Here is a 17,594-nt window from a genome sequence, read left to right as displayed (position 1 = left end):
CTAACGCTTACCAGCCTGTGGAGAACTATTCTCCATTGCATCAACGGCTTCAGCACACCCTGGAAGCACGACGATTGCTGCTGAGAGGTCAATCGCTGCTGGTTGCTGTGTCGGGTGGGCAGGATTCCCTGTGTCTACTGCGGCTGCTCTTAGACCTTCAACCTGCTTGGGATTGGCGATTAGCCGTTGCCCATTGTGATCACGGTTGGCCAGGAGACCAGGGCGCTGCTGAGCAAGTGCACAACCTGGCTCAAGACTGGGGTGTGCCGTTTTATTTACGCTCAGCTTCGCTGTCACCTCGAGGCGAGGCCCAAGCGAGAGCCTGGCGCTACCAGATGTTAGGGGAAATGGCTCAAGAGGCTGGCAGCAGTGCTGTTCTAACGGGGCACACGCAGAGCGACCGGGCTGAGACCTTGCTACACAACCTAGTGCGCGGCAGTGGTGCAGATGGTTTGCAATCTTTAGGCTGGCGACGTCCGCTTTGCGCGAGAGTAGAACTGGTACGTCCTCTGTTGGGAATCTCCCGGAGTGAGACTGGAGAGTTCTGTCAAGCACATAGTCTGCAGGTCTGGCAGGACATTAACAACCTCGACCGCGCTTACCGTCGTCCCCGCATTCGGCAAGATCTGCTGCCCTACCTCAAACAGCACTTAAACCCACAGGTTGAACGGCACTTGGCCCAAACTGCCGAGCTGCTTCAAGCTGATGTGCAATGTCTGGAGGCATTGGCTGCGGAGTGGTTAGCCAAGGCCGAGCATCCAGAGCGAGCTGGACTCAATCGAACTACTTTGCAGGCAGCTCCCTTAGCTCTGCAACGTCGAGCAATTCGCCAATTTCTCAAATCCCACAGCCGTAGATCACCGGATTTTGAACATATTGAAAAGTGCTTGGCTCTATTGAGCAGTCCCAATCGAAGTAGCACTGATCCATTCCCTGGTGGGCAGCGAGCAGTTGTCGAGCATCCCTGGATTTGGTTGGTGTAATTGTCTAGCAATTGCAGCTCAGCGTTTAGCTCGATTCAATCAGTCCATCAGCTAGAGCATTCATTCGAGGCAAGCTACCCAAGCATTTTCTAATCGCCCTCAGAGAAGCTTTTTCTGTGCCAGTTTTTTATGCCGATTTTCTGTGTCGGGTGCCTCATAAAATCAACTCACCTTTTAATCGCTACCCATTGACCCCTCCTAACCTCCCCTTGCCAAGGGGAGGTTAGGAGGCAGTGAGGTTTTGAACAGTAGCTCTCATTGAGAGAATTGGTATAAAACCCTTTCCAAAGCAGGGAGTATCCGTCAATACAGAAGCAGGTCCTTCTCCTCAACTTCAATGAGGCGTTTGTGAATGCTAAAGCGCTAAAAATAGTCACGTATGCTTCTTTTGCTTCTTCGTGGCCCTAGAGAAATAGGTGATCAGTAAGTGAGGTAGGTAGCCCTTAAAATTCGGTTTTGAACTGTTAACCAGAAACTGCAACAATGCCAGAGCAATATCCGCGAGACCTGGTTGGTTATGGCCAAATTCCACCCGATCCTTGCTGGCCCAATCAAGCCCGCCTCGCAGTGCAATTTGTGATCAATTACGAAGAGGGTGGCGAGAACTGTATTCTGCATGGAGACCCCACCTCCGAATCCTTTTTGTCGGAAACGGTTGGGGCTGTGCCACTCCCTGGTGTACGAAATCTGAACACGGAGTCGATCTACGAATATGGCAGCCGGGCGGGGTTTTGGCGCCTATATCGACTGTTTACCCAACGGGGAATTCCTGTCACTGTATATGGGGTGGCGATGGCACTAGAGCGTAATCCTGAAGCTGTCGCAGCTATGCTCGAAGCCAATTGGGAAATTGCCAGCCACGGCTATCGCTGGATTGACTATCAGTACATCGGTGAGGAAACTGAGCGCGAACACCTACGCCGCGCAATTGCTATCCATACACAGATGACAGGCCAGCGTCCCCTTGGCTGGTATACCGGTCGCATCAGCGCCAATACGCGTCGATTAGTGGTTGAAGAAGGAGGGTTCCTTTATGACGCTGACAGCTACGCAGATGATTTGCCCTATTGGGTCTATGACTATGGCAAACCCCATCTCGTGATTCCCTACACTCTAGACAATAACGATATGCGGTTTGTAAGTGCTCAGGGTTTTAACTCTGGCGATCAATTTTTTACCTATCTGCGCGATGCTTTTGATATTCTCTATGCCGAAGGAGAAACGACCGCCAAAATGATGAGCATCGGACTACACTGCCGGTTGGTTGGACGACCAGGACGAGCAGCTTCTTTAGCCCGTTTTTTGGACTATGTGCAGCAACATGAGCGGGTTTTGCTCTGCCGTCGAGTTGATATTGCTCGGCATTGGCATGAGCATCATCAGCCGTTCCGAAACCCAGTTGCGAAAGAGCTAGAAATTCAATAATCCAGATCAACAGGACGCAAGCCAATATGACGCAAGCTGATGCAAGCGCAAAACGAGTATTTATTTGTGGTTCTGCCTTACGCGGTCAGCCAGACCACAATAACTTGCAGACTGCCAAGTTCATTAGAGCGGCGAAAACTAGCCCTCGTTATCGTTTACATGCTGCGGCGGATGGTTGGCATCCAGCAATTTATGAAGTTGTGGAAGGTGGTATTGCCATTCCTGGCGAAGTGTATGAGCTAAGCCTGGATCAGTATGAGCACTTGTTGGCGACCGAGCCACCCAATATGTACCCGGGTGATGTGACTCTTGAAGATGGTGAAGTCCTAACTGCCATTCTTTACCCTCAGGAGTTAGTCAAACAGCATGACTGGCCTGATATTTCCCACTACGGCGGTTGGGCTGCTTATAAGGCAGCTGTCACTCAATCGTGATCGGTAGAATTTGAGCACTTCACCAAAGAGGGGAACTTGTATAACCTGAAGGCGGTGATTATTGGGGCAGGCATTGGCGGTTTAACCGCAGGCATTGCTCTACAGCAAGCAGGCTATGAGGTAGAGATTTACGACAAAGTCAAAGAACTCCGACCTGCAGGGGCAGGGATTTCACTTTGGTCGAATGGAGTCAAAATCCTCAATAAGTTAGGTCTGGGCGATCAGATCGCTCAAATTGGTGGGCAAATGGATCGGATGCAGTACCGCGGCCACAGGGATGAGCTGCTCAACGACATCGATCTGCAACCCTTAATCACGGCAGTAGGACAACGCCCCTATCCAGTTGCCCGCGCCGATTTACAACAAATGCTTTTAAGAGCATTTCCAGGGACAGTAAAACTCGATTGCAAGTGTGTTGGTGTTGAAGATCGAGGCGAAAGTGTCACTGCTATTTTTGCCGATGGGCATCAAGCAACCGGTGATCTTCTAATTGCTGCTGATGGCATTCACTCCACGCTTCGACCCTACGTTCTGGGCCAGCAAACTCAGCCAATTCAACCCAGTTATGTTGGCTATGTAAACTGGAATGGCCTGGTCCAGGCAACCAACACTTTGATTCCCCGAAATACCTGGGTCGTCTATGTGGGGGAACACAAACGGGCTTCCCTGATGCCTGTCGGGGGCGACCGATTCTACTTCTTTTTTGATGTGCCGCTGCCCGTTGGTACTCGGTCTCAGCCTGAGCAGATCCATACCGAATTGGCTGATTTTTTTGCAGGCTGGCCTAGCCCGGTGCAAATGCTGATTCAGCAACTAGAGCCGACCCAAACTAACCGGCTGGAGATCCATGACTTAGGCCCACTCGATCGCCTGGTTCGCGGTCGGGTTGCACTTCTCGGCGATTCTGGCCATGCTACAGCTCCAGACCTAGGACAAGGCGGTTGTCAGGCAATGGAGGATGCCGAGGTGCTGACCCGCTATTTGCTAAGCACAAACCTAGGAGTTGAAGATGCCCTAGAGCGTTACGAGGCCGAGCGCAAAGAGCGGGCCAATGCCATTGTCCTCAAAGCCCGTAGACGCGCAGAAATGATCCACGGAAAGGAACCAGAAGTGACGCAGCAATGGTACGAACAGCTCAGGCAAGAGAGCCCTATTGAGGTAACTCAGGCCATCGCCAAAACGATTCTGGGCGGCCCATTGCGATAGAACTATTGCGCTAGAACTATCGCGATAGAAGTAGGTGCGAAGAGTCGGCCTAAAGAATACGCACAAAGAACTTCAAAAGGCTACAGCAAAAACTATGGCAGGGAAACTCACAACGCATGTCTTAGACACAGCGCAAGGACGCCCAGCTGCTGGCATGGTGATAGAACTGTGGGCTGTCGACCGTTTAGCCAATCAGAGAACTTTGCTGAGTACAACCTCTACAAACAGCGATGGGCGCACTGCTAGCCCTCTGATTGAGGAGGAGTTGAAAGTGGGTGTTTACGAACTAGTCTTCGCTGTAGGTGATTATTTTGCCCAACAGCCAATCAATAGCCCAGCTCCCCCATTCCTCGACCTTGTACCGATTCGTTTTGGCATCGCTGACGCTAATGCTCACTACCATGTGCCACTGCTAACCTCCCCCTGGGCCTACAGCACTTACCGAGGCAGCTAAGCTGCTAGTGCTGTCTAGAGCTTACTCATGTCAAAGTTTACAGACGAAAACTATCTTAAGGCAGATGTTACTCGGCCTGAATAAGACTTCGGGCGTCAACCTTTGCTCGGCAGCATTGTCAGAGAAAGTTCCTCTGGTAAGTACGTAGTTTGGCAGCAGCTAGGTTGTCGAAGACACCTCAAAGCGCTAAAATCCGGTAAGTCTATCGGGATAGCGCAAATAATGGAAAACTTGAGGAAACTGTCGGGGAGCAGCGCTTGGCAGGGCAGATTCCCCTACAGCTAGTGCAGCCAACTTTTGCTGAAAGCCCCAGAAGGTTTAAGTCGCTAAAGAAACTCAGGGGTGGATTTCTGCTCACTGTTGGCTATTTGTTATCGCCGCTATGCTGGTGGAATGATTTGTTTTTCAATCTACCAATCGCCTATTTCTTCGGCTATCTTTGCAGCTGGTTTTCGCCAAATTTACTCTCGTCCTGCTCAATTGTCGGCTATTGGCTCTCGAACATTATTGGCATATTGCTAATGCAGCTAGGAGTTATAGATGTCTTTCAAGACAAACCAAAAACTAGCCTCAAAAAAGAGCTGTTGACGGGCTTGGTTTCATCAACTATTTATACCCTAATCATTCTGGCACTAATACAGTTTAAAATTCTCGACGCGCCGCTTCTGTTCTCTAATCAAGCTCCTACCCATTCCGGCTCCTCTATCCCAATGTTGATCGGAGGAGCTATTTTTTGAGCCTCATTTTTTGAATCTTTCAGTGGCTCTGTATATGCGCCTAGTTCATCTCATCTATTTAAGGTAGCAGTATGAACTATTGCTTGCTGTCATTTCTCAGCTTTTTGGTTGGCATTGTCGTTGGGCTAACGGGCATTGGTGGTGCAGCTTTAATCACGCCCATGCTAATTTTTGTGTTTCAGGTTCCGCCTGCGATTGCAGTTAGCTCAGATGTCGTAGCTGCAACCTTGATGAAGGTGATTGGTGGTTTCAAACACTGGCAACAGCAAACTCTTGAGCCTCAAGTTGTTCAGTGGCTAGCCCTGGGCAGCGTGCCGGGTTCACTAATGGGCGTAGGCGTTTTACACTTCATCAGGCACTCTAGCAAGCTCAACCTAGATTACTTCTTGCTCCGTCTGCTCGGTGTTGCCATGCTATTGGTAACTCTTGCAGCTCTGGTCCAATTTCTGCTTTTGACTTTTGTGCCCGATTTGAAGCTACACTCACCTCCCAAGTTTGATCTCAAAACCAAGTCTGGTTGTGCCTTAACTGTCGGCATAGGCGCTGTTTTAGGTTGCCTGGTGGGCCTAACTAGTGTGTCCTCTGGTTCAATGTTTGCTCTCGTGTTGCTGGCTTTTTTTCAGCTAGATTCGCGCAAATTAGTAGGGACAGACATCTCTCAGGCAGCTATTCTCTTGACGTTTACTTCTTTGGGGCATCTCACTCTTGGGACAGTTGATTGGAGCCTGGTGTTACCCATTTGGTTTGGCACAGTACCTGGTGTGTTAGTAGGTGCAGCATTGTGTCAAATTGCGCCGCAACGTGCCCTTCGATTAGTAATTTACACACTGCTAGCAATGATGAGCTGGAAGTTAGTTCATGCAGGTATGAGTTAAAATCAATTGAAATATTTACGCCTGTGGATAAGGTAGAATCTTCCTCCCTCAATAGATATGCGCTCCTCTCCTTAGGCAAATTAGGTAAGGCAGATTAGGTAAAGCAAGTTAGGCAAGAGGTATGTTGGGTTCCCATCCTTGGCAATTGCTCCAATCATTTAGTGGTTTTCTCAAGCGGATTCTTGCAGCCCGTTGGCGTTCTTTGCTGATGCTCTTGATTGGCGTCTATGTCCCCTTGCAAGCATTCCAGCTCCTGGCAGTTGAGATTGGCAAGAATGAGGGAGGACTGCCCTGGGATGCGCCGATCATGATGGCTATCCATGCCACTGCTCAAGCACAGCTGGATACTTTTGCCGCTACACTGACGCATTTCGGGGTGTTTTGGGGGGTATTTCCAGTTGCTACTGTGATCTCGCTGGTTCTGCTGCGTCTCAGAAGATGGCGAGCCCTATCGTACTTGCTGATCACGCTCCTGGGGAGCGTTGCCATCAACCGTACCGCGAAGCTATGGCTACATCGCGTGCGGCCTAGTCTGTGGGAATACCCACCTGTATCCGATTATGCATTTCCCAGCGGTCATGCGATGTCCAGTATGACCCTGGTCGCAGCTTTAGTGATTTTGACCTGGAGAACGCGCTGGTGTGGGTGGATTCTGTTCAGTGGTAGCTTGTTCGTAGTCGCTATTGGCTGGACGCGCCTATACTTAGGTGTTCATTATCCCAGTGATATCCTGGCAGGCTGGATGGTTTCAGTGGCCTGGGCGATTGGAGTTTGCCTACTGATTAGACCACACCTAAGCAGAGTGACTCCTGCAAACGATGAGCAAGCAACCACTCAACAGCAATCATGAATACTTGCGCCACTGCCTCACTCAAAGACGACACTGCTCATAGGACTGAGGGGAGCCGTGAACACAAAATAAATCACGCCAGTTCCTAGCAGGGTGACAATGATGCTGAAAAAAATCACCCAGCGGTCTGCAGGTTCATAAGTATCTTCGTCAATATCCCGACGAACAGCAAAATAGTGCTGAGTCGAGAGCAACACAGTTACTAAACCCACCAAAGAGAAGATTAAACCCAGTTTCCAACCAGTACCGGGGCGAGGCAGAAGAGGGGGCTGAAAAGCACGAAGGCGGACAATGACGACGCCAAAGCCCATAAGGGCGATCCCAGTCCGCATCCAGGCAAGGTAGGTCCGTTCATTGGCTAAGTGATCTCTAACTCGTGACGGATTTCGCCTCTTGGGTTCCTCTATAGCCTTTTCCTGATCATTTACATCTACTTTCATGAATCTCGAATAGCAATTGCCCTGTTAAAAGTCTTAATCTTTAACTTATATCATTTCTCTCTTGACTTACCTCAAGTTGCTTGTAGAGCCGCAAGGTATATTTCTAGCTCACAAAACTTAAAAATACCGTTTCAAAAGCTTCTCTTAAAAAAGAACTAATAGCTAAAGAATCAGAGCCTCTTGACCGTGCAAGCTTGCTCTGATTCTTCGGCTATTAGCCTATGGCTGTACAACAACTAGGCAGAGAGAGCCAGGTTCAGATCCCAAAGGAAAATTGAATTTCAGTTAGGTCTTTAGTCCTCAATCGGTGCATTGGGTGTCTGTAAGTCAATGTCTGCCTGCCAACTCACCAATTCTTTGCTGAATCTCCCCCGGGGTGTAATCGCCTTGATTGGGTGCACCTTCTGCTTGCAAGAGGCTATTCAGGGCTTGAGTGACCTCAGCATAATCAGGAGTTGTCGTGAGTTTGGTCTGTCGGCCCAAGAGGGTTGAGCCACAGCTAAATTGATCAGAACAATCAAAGCGGCTAGAGCAACTTTGAAGAGTTTCATGGTTTTTCTCCTTTATCGGGTTGTTGGATTTAGCGATCAACTTTCTCGTAATTCTAACGAGAGAAGTTCTCAAAACAACAAGCAAACTAAAACGGCTTCAGGAACTCATAGAACCACTTTCAATCAGAATGAAAATCCCCAGACCAATCAAGACAAAAGGCACTGTTCTGCGACCGTGGCGAGTCAAGAGCTCAGCAATGATTGGATAGTGAGTTGATCGGTAGGCAACATAGCACCAAACTCCAATCAACAAAAAGAAAATCCCTAAAATAATACCTAAACTCGGGAGATCGCTACTGGCAAACAAAGAGGTGTAAATGCTGACATTATCTCCGCCATTCGCAATGGTAATGGCAGCCACATTGTAGGTCTGAGGGGAAAGCAAACTAGACAAAGTAGATGTCAAAGAGCCGGTGGTTTTGGGGCGGTTCCATTGGCTCTGGCTCGTTGCTACAGTCTGGACTTCATTCTCCTCTGTTCTCTGGCTGATAAGTTGACTGATTCCCACACCAATTGGAACGAGTCCTAACAGACTAATCCAGGCTTTTGGCACCACTAAGCCACCAAAGAAACCAGGTAGGCTGGCCATAATCAGGGCTAAGAAGCCTAGATATTGTCCAGCAACGATATGGCGGCGGCGAAAGACTCGATTCACCTGTGAAAACAACAGCATCAGAATAATGATGTCGTCAATGTTGGTAGCCACAAAGGACGTTACCCCTGCCAATGCGGCTGTAGCCAACCAACTCATTGCTCCAATACCATTGCCTTTCTCACTCTTTCTCCAATCCAGGCAATTGGCTGTTACTTCTGTTCAGAGTGGCCAGGCAGAAACCACTAGCCACCAAAGCCAGGATAGTCAGCCCTCGGCTTTCCAAAGTGTGGCTCTCTATCAGAATCAGAATGCCTAGACCAATTAAGACAAAAGGCACTACTTGATTGCCGTATCGAGCCAAGGCATCAGCGATGGCAGGCAAGCGAGTTAATCGATAAGCGGTGTAACACCACAGTCCTACAAGCGTAAAGAATACGCCGAGAATTGCAATCAAGCTCTCCAAGGTACTGCTGGCAAAGAGTGGCACATAGATGCCGATATTATCACCCCCATTGGCGAAAGTGACAGCAGCGACGCTGTAGGTTTGAGGTGAGACAAAACTCGTCAGGAAGCTCCCCTCGTTGGGTTCTGGTTCTTCCTCCTCATCCACTTCGTCCATACCTTGATCTAGCAAACGGCTAATGCCGATCGTGACTGGAATTATGCCCAGTAGGCCAACCCAGGGTTGAGGCAAGATGAGATTGCTAAAGAATCCGGGCAAACTAGCAAGCACCAAGGCACCAAAACCAAGATACTGGCCAGTGACGATATGCCGACGGTGGAATACTGCATTCACCTGAGAAAAAAACAGCAGCAGAATAACAATATCGTCAAGGTTAGTTGCTGCGAAGGCGGTTAAACCAGTGGGAATTGCAGTGGATAATCCGCTCATATCTATCAATCTACCTGTCCTTTCTTGAGAAAATAGTTGCGTTTCCGCCTGCAAAATCTGAAAGATCTCATCGCTTAGTGCAGCCTTGATTGAGGAAGCAAGGGCGCAGCCGATCACAGATTGCGTACATCGCTGAATCTGATATGGATGGCTTCAATAGACCGCTCCATTCTGATCACGATTTTGGGAGAACGCAGTCTCTGAAGAGCAAATCAGCCACTGCCTGCAAGCAAGTAAAGCAAGACTAGATAAGGAAAAAGATTATAAGGAGCCTCTGGTACCGGAAATAGGCTGCTACCAGGAATCCCAATCATGCCCACCACGGGCAACATCATGAAACCAACTGCTAGCCCAGAAAACACGATGTCCACTGGCCGCAATTTTCCAATCTTGCGCAGGTACACAGGTGCAGCAACCGAGACCAGGATATACACCAGCAGAAAGCCGTAGGTGCAAATCGTCCCCAAATAGCCCATGCTTTGGAAGGGTTTTAACCCCAGCAGATTCATGGAGGCAGGTACCAAAAATGTGAGCAGGGAGGACAGCATAACAGCCACATGAGGTGTCAGATTAGCATCATGGGTTTTACCTAGGGCAGAGTGTAATAGACCATGACGTGACATTGTGAATAACACTCGGGCTGCTGGATTAATGCAAGCCAGGATGCAAGCAAAGAAACTGAGCAAGGCTCCCAAGCTGATTAGTGTGCCTAAAAAGCCTACGCCTGCCTGTTCCGCTAGAAAACTGAGCGGCTCTTCAGTGCTGCTCAGGTCAGCGGCGCTACCGCTAAAGCCCAACACTTCGATATAAGCCATGACGATGAAGAAGAAGCCAGCCTGAAGTGTGCTTTGCATCACCGAGCGAGGAATATTCTCGAGCGGTTTTTGAGCCTCTTCCCCTAAAGACGTCGCGCTTTCAAAACCAGAAAAGCTAAACACGACCAGGACAATTCCCATGGCTACGCCACCCGGAGTTGCGCCTTGCAAAGTGAACTGGGATAGGTCAAGCACAAAGCCTTTATGAGCCCAGACAATGATCCCTAAGATTGCGATGAGACCAACCGAAATTCCCTCTAGCCACAACATTGCCTTTGCTGATAGCTGAATATCTCGATGACCTGCATACCAGGCAATGCCTGTACCGAGAGCCAGGAGAGTAAATATATGAGTATGAATACCAATGTGGCTCAGCAAAGCTTGGCCAAAGTTAGCAAATCCGCACAATACAGACATGCCGGTAAATAAGTAGGCCAGAATCAAGCCCCAACCACAGAGTACACGTGCAGTCGGGCCTAAGCCTTTAGCAATATAGGAATAGAGTGAACCGGGCGAAGCTGACCGGCGAGCGAATTGATTGATGTTAATGCTGACGAAGACTAGCCCGATCATGCCGAGCAGAAAACTCAGCCAAGTGCCGTTCCCTGAGAGGGCGAAGATCAAGCCCATGTTGGCGGCAGGCGTTGTGGTCGGGGCAATCACCGCAACAGACTGGGCTAGAACCTCCCTGTAGGAAAGACATTCTCGTTTTAAGCCATATGAACTCTGCTCAAGTGGCACTTCGTTGGTCATTTAAGTCCTCAATACACAGTTCTACGATCGATGCAACAGAGACTGGGTTTGCCAGTAGAAATTTATAAAGCCTTGCATGAATGAACAAGCTTTACTTTAGGCAATCTAATCAATTGGAGCAAACACTCTTTTTTGTCGAAACGATAAATAGAAGTGATTGACTATACAGGTCAATATATTTCGATTTACAATGCTTCTCAGCAGAAACTCTGAGCCCTAGATTCTGCAAGAGGGGTTGTGCAACGGCAAATCAACCAAGCTTTTTCAAAAGAGCCAGTGTTTTTTCCTAAAATTCGGCTCTAGAAGGCCCATAGATAAAGCCTGAGATTTAGGATCTAGCTTTGTCTTAAGGTTGAACCCTGAGAGAAGTACATAAGCAGAGTGCTGACGATTCTTAGTCTTTTTGACATTTTGCAGGAGTTATTGTTTTTCGAATTGCTCCTGATGCAGGAATCCAGAAAACAATGCTTCGAGTCAATCAATCTTCGCAATGGTTAAACCAATGTATGTTTCTTTAACTAGAATCAAGAATTAAGCGCCACAAAATTACCTTCAAAATTGTATTCAAACGAGCGATTTTAAGCCAAGTTCGAGCTAGTGTTCGTAGCTCCGAAGAAGCCTTACCCGGTGAGGCTAGCCCAATCTAGTCTTTTTCCCCTGACATAGGAGCCTGGAACCTTGCTTTCCAAGGTTACCTGTGTCACAATTTGCCCTTAGTCAGCGCAATTACGGTATCTCGCTCAGTTTACCGGTGATTGTGTCTAGCAGGGGTAAGGTTGAGGGATCTTTATAGATGCTGAGGGATACTCAGGGACTCGAAGTCACGACGAACTCACCAGAAGCCGTAGGGGCCATCAATCAGTTTGCTGACCAGTTGTTGGGTTATGGCAATCGCCCAGAAATTATTTTGAGTGCTGTTGAGGCAGATCCAACCTCTGTGTTGGCCAATACGCATGCAGCGGCCCTTCACCTCTTCGCGGAGAATGGCAGTGCAGCAAGCGAAGCAGAACCTTATCTCCAAGCAGCCCGTCAACAGTTAGCCAATGCCAATCAGCGCGAAAAGCTCTATTTCTCGGCAATTGAGTCTTGGGCGCAAGCAGAGGTAGACCGGGCACTGGTTTACCATGAGCAGCTCGCAGAGCAATTTCCTCGGGATCTAGTCTCCGTCCAAATCGGGCAGTATCACTACTTCAACTTGGGTCAATCTCAGGGCTTGCTTCAGCTGATCGAAAAGGTTCTACCTGCTAATCGGGAAAATCACTACATCCATGGCATGTTGGCTTTTGGCCTAGAGCAATGCCATCGCTTAGACGAAGCAGAGGTGGCTGGGCGACGGGCAACCGAAATGAACCGTCAGGATCCCTGGGCCCATCACGCTGTGGCTCACGTCATGGAAACCCAAGGACGGCTGGATGAAGGGATCGCCTGGATGGAATCTCTAGCCGACACCTGGGAGAACTGCGGCACGTTTTATACCCACAACTGGTGGCATGTAGCCCTCTACTACCTCGATCGCGAAGATCTTCAGAGCGCTTTGCGCGTATATGACCGACATGTTTGGGGCCGAGCTTGCAAAGAGTATTCACAATGTCAGATTGATGCTATTGCCCTCCTGTTGCGTCTAGAACTGCGCGGCGTGGAGGTTGGCAATCGCTGGCAGGAAATAAGCGCTTACCTGAGCAATCGTCTTCACGAACATGTTCTGCCGTTTCTCGATTTGCAATATCTTTATGCGCTAGCTCGCTCAGGTCAGGATGAGCAGGCTACTGAAATGCTCAAGAGCTTACAAACCTACGCAGCTCAAGCTAAGCCCTATATTCGACCTGCTTGGGCCGAAGTGGCGGCTCCTATGGCCCGAGGCCTGGTAGCTCATGCGCGAGGAGATTGGTCTACTGCTAGTGCCGAGATCCAAACAGCCCTACCCCGGTTGCAGGAGATTGGCGGTAGTCATGCCCAGCGAGACCTGTTTGAGCAGGTGTACTTAGATACTTTGCTTCGACTTGAGCACAATGCCCAAGCCCGGGTCATGCTCGAAAAGCGTGCGCGGACTCGCAACCAAATCCCAGCCATTCAGAGAGCCTTAGCGACTACCTATCAGAAGTCGGGCTTGCAGGATGCAGCTGAGCAAGCGGCTCGTCGAGCCGAAGAATTATCCCGTCGATAGAAGGTCAGAATATCCAGAACTCAGAACATTCAGGACATAGCCAAAAATTCTGTCAGGAAAGCCATTAAAGGCTATTCGAAGTTTGTGCATCCAGTGTCTAAAAGCCCCCAGACACTCCCTCAGAAAAAAGCAATTCGGAGCAAAGGCGATGAGTATCTCGGTAGAAAATGTTTCCAGGCAGTTTGGTTCCTTCCAGGCGGTAGACAATGTCAGTTTAGAGATTGAAAGCGATTCTTTGGTTGCTCTATTAGGGCCATCTGGCTCTGGAAAGTCAACTTTATTGCGTTTGATCTCAGGCTTAGAACAGCCAGATAGGGGCAAGATACGGCTGGAGGGAGAGGACATTACTCACCGTCAAGTCAGTGAGCGAGGCATTGGCTTTGTGTTTCAGCATTATGCCCTGTTTAAACACATGACCATTCGCCAGAATATTGGCTACGGTCTTAGAATTCGCAAAGCCCCTAAAGCGAAGATTCAGAGACGCGTCGATGAGCTGCTAGAACTGGTGCAGCTTAAGGGTCTAGAAAACCGTTTTCCTTCGCAACTCTCAGGCGGACAACGGCAGCGGGTAGCTTTAGCAAGAGCCCTAGCGGTTGAGCCCCGAGTTTTGCTCTTGGACGAACCATTTGGTGCCTTGGATGCCAAAGTCCGGAAAGAACTGCGGGCTTGGCTGCGACGTCTGCACGATGAAGTCCATGTCACCACGATTTTTGTGACCCATGACCAAGAAGAAGCCATGGAAGTTGCTGACAAAATTGTGGTGATGAACCAGGGCAGGGTTGAGCAAGTTGGTACAGCAACCGAGATCTATGATCAGCCAGCCACTCCCTTTGTCATGAGCTTTGTTGGGCCAGTAAATGTGCTGCCAAGTAATTCTGGTATCTTCCGCAACAACGGTTTTGAAGCAACTGACGAGCAGATCTTCCTAAGACCGCACGATGTTCTGATTCAAACCAAACCAGGAGAAGCATTTGCTCCAGCGCAGGTTAGCCGAATTGCGCATTTAGGCTGGGAAGTTCAAGTTGAGTTGGAAGCAGGAGGTCAGGCGCTCACCGCCTTTGTGACCCGTGATGACTTTCACAACCTTCAGCTTCAACCTCGCCAGCATGTTTATATCAAACCTCGCAAAGCAAAGGCGTTCTCCTTAGCAACCGCAGCAACCGCTAGATAGGAGAGGATGTTCCTGATCATCTGGAGCCGAGTACAGGTTCTAGATGATCAGAAAATGGCTGATCTGGAAGTGCGCGGTTTATGTATTGCTAAAAAATCAGAATGAGGCTTGACCAGTTACGAATTTTTCTCACCGTGGCACAGCAGCTACATTTCACGCGTGCTGCAGAATTGCTCTACATTACTCAACCAGCAGTCAGTGCTGCCATTCAGAGCTTAGAGGAAGAATACAGCGTAAAACTGTTCCATCGGATTGGCCGCCAAGTGGAGATCACTGAGCCTGGAAGATTTCTCCAAGTGGAAGCGCAGCGGATTCTCGATCAAGTTGCGCTAATGGAGCGGGGCTTGCGGGAGTTGAACGATTTGCAATGGGGCGAATTAAGACTTGGGTCGAGTCTCACAATTGGCAACTACTGGCTACCTGACAAAATAAACCAGTTTAAACGTCAATACCCAGGTATTTTCGTAAACTGTACCCTAGCTAACACGGAAGAAATTTGTGCAGGGACAGCGACAGGCTTGTTTGATTTGGGCTTGGTAGAAGGGGAAGTTCAGCCTTCATTGGAAAGCAGTTTGGAGCAGGACATTGTTGGGAGCGACCGCTTACAAATTGTTGTTGGCAAATCTCATCCTTGGTTTGAGCGCGAAAGCATTTCTCTAACTGACCTTAGCACTACAGCTTGGGTTATGCGAGAGCCGGGTTCCGGGACACAGCAAAGATTTGAGCAAGCCTTATGCAGTTGGGGTATTGAGCCTACTGAACTCGATGTGATCTTGGTTTTGAGCAGTGGCGAGATGGTGAAGGCAATTGTGGAAGGCGGCGTAGGCGCAGCTGCTATCTCAGAATTAATGGTGCACAAAGAGCTTCAGCTTTCTACCCTCCGAGCTATTCCAGTAGTCGATAACCGAACCAGGGCTAAGGTGCCGGCTGAAATTGTTCGCCCTTTTTTGAAACTGAAGCACCGGCAACGCTTTCAGACCCGGTTATCAAAGGTCTTTGAGCAAATGCTGACTTCGGACACCCATCAGCTTAGCCGGGTAGCTACCTCTTGAGCCGCTGAGCTTAAATTTGAATGTTAATGGTATCAATAAATTGTGGTCTGCTAAAACTTGAGTGCTAAAGCAGGATCATTTCTCATTTCTGGGTAGGTTTTACAAACTGATTTAAATTTAATAGTTTCGTCGCGTCGTCTCCCACCACTAAGGGCAAGCCACCATTCCACTTTTCTATGGCTAGCTTTTGTAGAAGTTCAGGCGTCAAATTCTCACGCAGCAACCTTTGCGACTCAGCTTCTCCTTTCGCTAGATTGACTCTGGTTTCAGCCTCTTTAGTCGCCTTCAGAGCAACGAATTCTGCTCGTTTGGCCTCTTGCTCAGCAATTTGTTTGGCTTCTACGGCATCGCTGAATCGTTGTGAGAAGTGGACATGAACTAGCGAAATATCATCTACGGCAATGTAATAAGTAGATAAACGCGCTGTCAATCCATGATCTACCCCAGCTTTTACTTCGCCTCGCTTAGTGATGATTTCTTCTGCTGTGTATTTCGCCATTACAGCCTTTAGAACTTCTTCTACCGCGGGGTTGATAATTCGCTGAACCACGGCAGCTTCATCCCCAATGGTCTGAAAAATGGCGTTGGCTTCTGCTGGAACGATATGCCAGTTCAGAGCCACATCTGTAAAGACGTTTTGCAGGTCCCGGGAAGAGGCTTCAGCCGAAATCTCTTGGTTTTGCACTCTGACAGTCAGCTTTTTTACCGTATGCACTAGAGGAACAACCAGGTGAATTCCTTCTCCCAAGACTTTCTCTTGTACTCTGCCGAACTGCATCAAAACGCCTCGTTCTCCTGCGTTGACAATCACAAAGAAACTAGAGAGCAGAAAAACTAGAAGCAAAATGAGCATTATCTTGCTGACGATGTATATTTCGTCGCCTGCTTTTTTAGTTGGTTTTGCCCTAGTGATTCTGCCAGTTGATTCCATGCTTAGGTGGTTAACTTTACTCTGTTATCTCACCCCTATTTTACCTACTTCAGCGCAGAAATCGATTCATTTCTGGCAGCAGCCAATGCGATGTTTTCCAAGGTTTTTAGTTGTAGATTTATCGGCAAGCTACTGGCAAAAGTGCCTCGGTTTTCTCGGCCTGATCTATATTTGAATCCCCCTCTGTGCCAAACCTCGCGTTTGTGTTTAGGGTCACGCATTGCCTCAATGTCGGATTGTTCTTGGGGTAGAGGTGGGGAAAAAGAGAACGAGGCTAGCCTTTGAAAAGTCAAGCTTTATAAAGACGAGCTGAACAGCTTATTCAGCTTGAAGCAACAGAGTAATACTGCTGGCTCAGACTTTGTCAAACTTCAAAGTCGAACCTCAAATTCTCAAAGGTTCCACAACAAAAGGCAAGCTACTCATCTCTGCTTGAAGCTCATATCTCTCAAAGCTCATAGTCACCTCTGGCAATTGTATTGAGCTTGTCTGGATCGAGCAGTAGAATCTTACCGCCTCGTTGATAGCTCATCACTGCTTGCAGTTGCTTGAACAAACGCACACACTCCTCATAAGTAATGCCAATACTACGAGCGACTTGGTAGTAGGGCAGGCGCGAACGCAAACACAGTCCTTGATCAGTCACCGTTGTACCTTGCTCGGTAGCCTCGGTTTGAATGAATCGAGCTAAGCGTACAATTGCCCGCTCCGAGACCAAGCCATGTACCGTGCTGTGGAGATGCTGGAGCCGATCAGTCAGCACCACCATAATCCGTAGGGCTACCTCTGGCGTTTGCTGAATCAGAGCGAGCAGGGCAGCTCGCTCAACCGTGAGAACTTGACAATCTTGTTCTGTGACCACTGTGGCTGGGGAAATCCCATCGCCAAACAAAGCGGGTGCTGCAAAAATCTCCCCAGTAGCCAGTGTCCGCAAAATCGTTTCTTTACCCGTTGAAGCTGTTTTTTTGATCTGGATCAGGCCACTAAGGACCGCGAACAGCTTGGCAGGCAAGCGATCTCTTTCATGAAACACTATTTCGCCCCGTGAATAGGACTTCACAGCCGTATGAGCTTGCAATTGCTCCAGCTGCTCGGGTTCAAGCTGAGAAAAGATTGAGATTTGTCGGAGTTGCTCAGTCGTGACCAGCATAGTTGGGTTGCCAGAAACAAAAGCCGCAGCCATTCAGCTTGGCAGTATGAGCTAGCTCAAAGACACCACTCAGAGAAGCTGCCAATATCAAAGTAAGGTCAGTTGACGAGGATAAC

General features: G+C 48.8%; 18 protein-coding genes. 11 read left to right on the top strand and 7 right to left on the bottom strand.

Going from position 1 to position 17,594, the window contains the following annotated elements; all coding sequences use genetic code 11:
• Positions 1-17: 17 nt before the first annotated feature.
• The 8 genes from tilS (at position 18) to H6F94_RS27495 (ending at position 6,964) form a co-directional block, all read left to right on the top strand.
• The gene (tilS, locus tag H6F94_RS27530) at positions 18-983 is read left to right on the top strand and encodes a tRNA lysidine(34) synthetase TilS (RefSeq protein WP_190805458.1); all 966 of its coding nucleotides are present in this window, start codon (positions 18-20) and stop codon (positions 981-983) included.
• Between the two features lie 483 nt (positions 984-1,466).
• Positions 1,467-2,408, top strand: a complete 942-nt coding sequence (puuE, locus tag H6F94_RS27525) for an allantoinase PuuE (protein ID WP_190805457.1) — start codon at positions 1,467-1,469, stop codon at positions 2,406-2,408.
• Between the two features lie 26 nt (positions 2,409-2,434).
• Complete coding sequence (locus H6F94_RS27520; RefSeq protein ID WP_190805456.1) at positions 2,435-2,842, top strand: allophanate hydrolase-related protein; 408 nt, start codon at positions 2,435-2,437, stop codon at positions 2,840-2,842.
• Positions 2,843-2,878: 36 nt separating this feature from the next.
• On the top strand, positions 2,879-4,048 hold the full coding sequence (gene hpxO, locus H6F94_RS27515) for an FAD-dependent urate hydroxylase HpxO (protein ID WP_190805455.1): 1,170 nt from the start codon (positions 2,879-2,881) through the stop codon (positions 4,046-4,048).
• Positions 4,049-4,142: 94 nt separating this feature from the next.
• On the top strand, positions 4,143-4,502 hold the full coding sequence (gene uraH / locus H6F94_RS27510) for a hydroxyisourate hydrolase (RefSeq protein WP_190805454.1): 360 nt from the start codon (positions 4,143-4,145) through the stop codon (positions 4,500-4,502).
• Positions 4,503-4,759: 257 nt separating this feature from the next.
• Positions 4,760-5,239: a DUF7980 family protein gene (locus H6F94_RS27505; protein WP_190805453.1), complete on the top strand. Its 480-nt coding sequence runs from the start codon at positions 4,760-4,762 to the stop codon at positions 5,237-5,239.
• Positions 5,240-5,310: 71 nt separating this feature from the next.
• The gene (locus H6F94_RS27500) at positions 5,311-6,114 is read left to right on the top strand and encodes a sulfite exporter TauE/SafE family protein (protein WP_190805452.1); all 804 of its coding nucleotides are present in this window, start codon (positions 5,311-5,313) and stop codon (positions 6,112-6,114) included.
• Positions 6,115-6,235: 121 nt separating this feature from the next.
• Positions 6,236-6,964, top strand: coding sequence for a phosphatase PAP2 family protein (locus H6F94_RS27495; RefSeq protein WP_190805451.1), 729 nt, complete (start codon positions 6,236-6,238; stop codon positions 6,962-6,964).
• A 17-nt stretch (positions 6,965-6,981) separates the two neighbouring features.
• On the opposite strand, the gene H6F94_RS27490 is transcribed toward H6F94_RS27495, so the two are convergent.
• The 5 genes from H6F94_RS27490 to H6F94_RS27475 form a co-directional block, all read right to left on the bottom strand.
• Positions 6,982-7,404 carry a YidH family protein gene (locus H6F94_RS27490; protein WP_190805450.1) on the bottom strand — a complete coding sequence of 141 codons (423 nt, stop codon included), beginning with the start codon at positions 7,402-7,404 and terminating at the stop codon, positions 6,982-6,984.
• Between the two features lie 422 nt (positions 7,405-7,826).
• A complete protein-coding gene (locus tag H6F94_RS33140; protein ID WP_277878178.1) occupies positions 7,827-7,955 on the bottom strand; it encodes a hypothetical protein in 129 nt (42 codons plus the stop codon).
• A gap of 97 nt (positions 7,956-8,052) precedes the next feature.
• Positions 8,053-8,706, bottom strand: coding sequence for a cadmium resistance transporter (locus H6F94_RS27485; RefSeq protein WP_190805449.1), 654 nt, complete (start codon positions 8,704-8,706; stop codon positions 8,053-8,055).
• 22 nt (positions 8,707-8,728) lie between these two features.
• A complete protein-coding gene (locus H6F94_RS27480; RefSeq protein ID WP_190805448.1) occupies positions 8,729-9,442 on the bottom strand; it encodes a cadmium resistance transporter in 714 nt (237 codons plus the stop codon).
• Positions 9,443-9,654: 212 nt separating this feature from the next.
• Positions 9,655-11,010, bottom strand: a complete 1,356-nt coding sequence (locus H6F94_RS27475; RefSeq protein ID WP_242041441.1) for an APC family permease — start codon at positions 11,008-11,010, stop codon at positions 9,655-9,657.
• Positions 11,011-11,803: 793 nt separating this feature from the next.
• Here H6F94_RS27475 and H6F94_RS27470 point away from each other — a divergent pair.
• The 3 genes from H6F94_RS27470 (at position 11,804) to H6F94_RS27460 (ending at position 15,397) form a co-directional block, all read left to right on the top strand.
• Complete coding sequence (locus tag H6F94_RS27470; protein ID WP_199320681.1) at positions 11,804-13,174, top strand: tetratricopeptide repeat protein; 1,371 nt, start codon at positions 11,804-11,806, stop codon at positions 13,172-13,174.
• A 148-nt stretch (positions 13,175-13,322) separates the two neighbouring features.
• Positions 13,323-14,345 (top strand): sulfate/molybdate ABC transporter ATP-binding protein, encoded by a 1,023-nt coding sequence (locus tag H6F94_RS27465; protein WP_190805447.1) that lies wholly within the window; start codon positions 13,323-13,325, stop codon positions 14,343-14,345.
• Between the two features lie 101 nt (positions 14,346-14,446).
• Positions 14,447-15,397 carry a LysR family transcriptional regulator gene (locus tag H6F94_RS27460; RefSeq protein WP_190805446.1) on the top strand — a complete coding sequence of 317 codons (951 nt, stop codon included), beginning with the start codon at positions 14,447-14,449 and terminating at the stop codon, positions 15,395-15,397.
• 82 nt (positions 15,398-15,479) lie between these two features.
• On the opposite strand, the gene H6F94_RS27455 is transcribed toward H6F94_RS27460, so the two are convergent.
• Positions 15,480-16,250: a prohibitin family protein gene (locus H6F94_RS27455; protein WP_242041440.1), complete on the bottom strand. Its 771-nt coding sequence runs from the start codon at positions 16,248-16,250 to the stop codon at positions 15,480-15,482.
• A gap of 526 nt (positions 16,251-16,776) precedes the next feature.
• Positions 16,777-17,511, bottom strand: coding sequence for a Crp/Fnr family transcriptional regulator (locus H6F94_RS27450; RefSeq protein ID WP_242041439.1), 735 nt, complete (start codon positions 17,509-17,511; stop codon positions 16,777-16,779).
• Between the last annotated feature and the right edge of the window lie 83 nt (positions 17,512-17,594).

The organism is Leptolyngbya sp. FACHB-261 (genome assembly GCF_014696065.1).
Lineage (GTDB): Bacteria > Cyanobacteriota > Cyanobacteriia > FACHB-261 > FACHB-261 > FACHB-261.
The sequence above is the reverse complement of the archived record's forward strand: the minus strand, read 5'-3'. Positions and strand labels throughout refer to the sequence as shown.

What these genes read in the sequence shown, in the direction of transcription:
- puuE (WP_190805457.1), top strand. Translation starts at nt 1,467, where the DNA reads ATGCCAGAGCAATATCCGCGAGACCTGGTTGGTTATGGCCAAATTCCA.
- H6F94_RS27520 (WP_190805456.1), top strand. Translation starts at nt 2,435, where the DNA reads ATGACGCAAGCTGATGCAAGCGCAAAACGAGTATTTATTTGTGGTTCT.
- uraH (WP_190805454.1), top strand. Translation starts at nt 4,143, where the DNA reads ATGGCAGGGAAACTCACAACGCATGTCTTAGACACAGCGCAAGGACGC.
- H6F94_RS27500 (WP_190805452.1), top strand. Translation starts at nt 5,311, where the DNA reads ATGAACTATTGCTTGCTGTCATTTCTCAGCTTTTTGGTTGGCATTGTC.
- H6F94_RS27495 (WP_190805451.1), top strand. Translation starts at nt 6,236, where the DNA reads ATGTTGGGTTCCCATCCTTGGCAATTGCTCCAATCATTTAGTGGTTTT.
- H6F94_RS27490 (WP_190805450.1), bottom strand. Translation starts at nt 7,404, where the DNA reads ATGAAAGTAGATGTAAATGATCAGGAAAAGGCTATAGAGGAACCCAAG.
- H6F94_RS33140 (WP_277878178.1), bottom strand. Translation starts at nt 7,955, where the DNA reads ATGAAACTCTTCAAAGTTGCTCTAGCCGCTTTGATTGTTCTGATCAAT.
- H6F94_RS27485 (WP_190805449.1), bottom strand. Translation starts at nt 8,706, where the DNA reads ATGAGTTGGTTGGCTACAGCCGCATTGGCAGGGGTAACGTCCTTTGTG.
- H6F94_RS27480 (WP_190805448.1), bottom strand. Translation starts at nt 9,442, where the DNA reads ATGAGCGGATTATCCACTGCAATTCCCACTGGTTTAACCGCCTTCGCA.
- H6F94_RS27475 (WP_242041441.1), bottom strand. Translation starts at nt 11,010, where the DNA reads ATGACCAACGAAGTGCCACTTGAGCAGAGTTCATATGGCTTAAAACGA.
- H6F94_RS27470 (WP_199320681.1), top strand. Translation starts at nt 11,804, where the DNA reads ATGCTGAGGGATACTCAGGGACTCGAAGTCACGACGAACTCACCAGAA.
- H6F94_RS27465 (WP_190805447.1), top strand. Translation starts at nt 13,323, where the DNA reads ATGAGTATCTCGGTAGAAAATGTTTCCAGGCAGTTTGGTTCCTTCCAG.
- H6F94_RS27460 (WP_190805446.1), top strand. Translation starts at nt 14,447, where the DNA reads ATGAGGCTTGACCAGTTACGAATTTTTCTCACCGTGGCACAGCAGCTA.
- H6F94_RS27455 (WP_242041440.1), bottom strand. Translation starts at nt 16,250, where the DNA reads ATGCTCATTTTGCTTCTAGTTTTTCTGCTCTCTAGTTTCTTTGTGATT.
- H6F94_RS27450 (WP_242041439.1), bottom strand. Translation starts at nt 17,511, where the DNA reads ATGGCTGCGGCTTTTGTTTCTGGCAACCCAACTATGCTGGTCACGACT.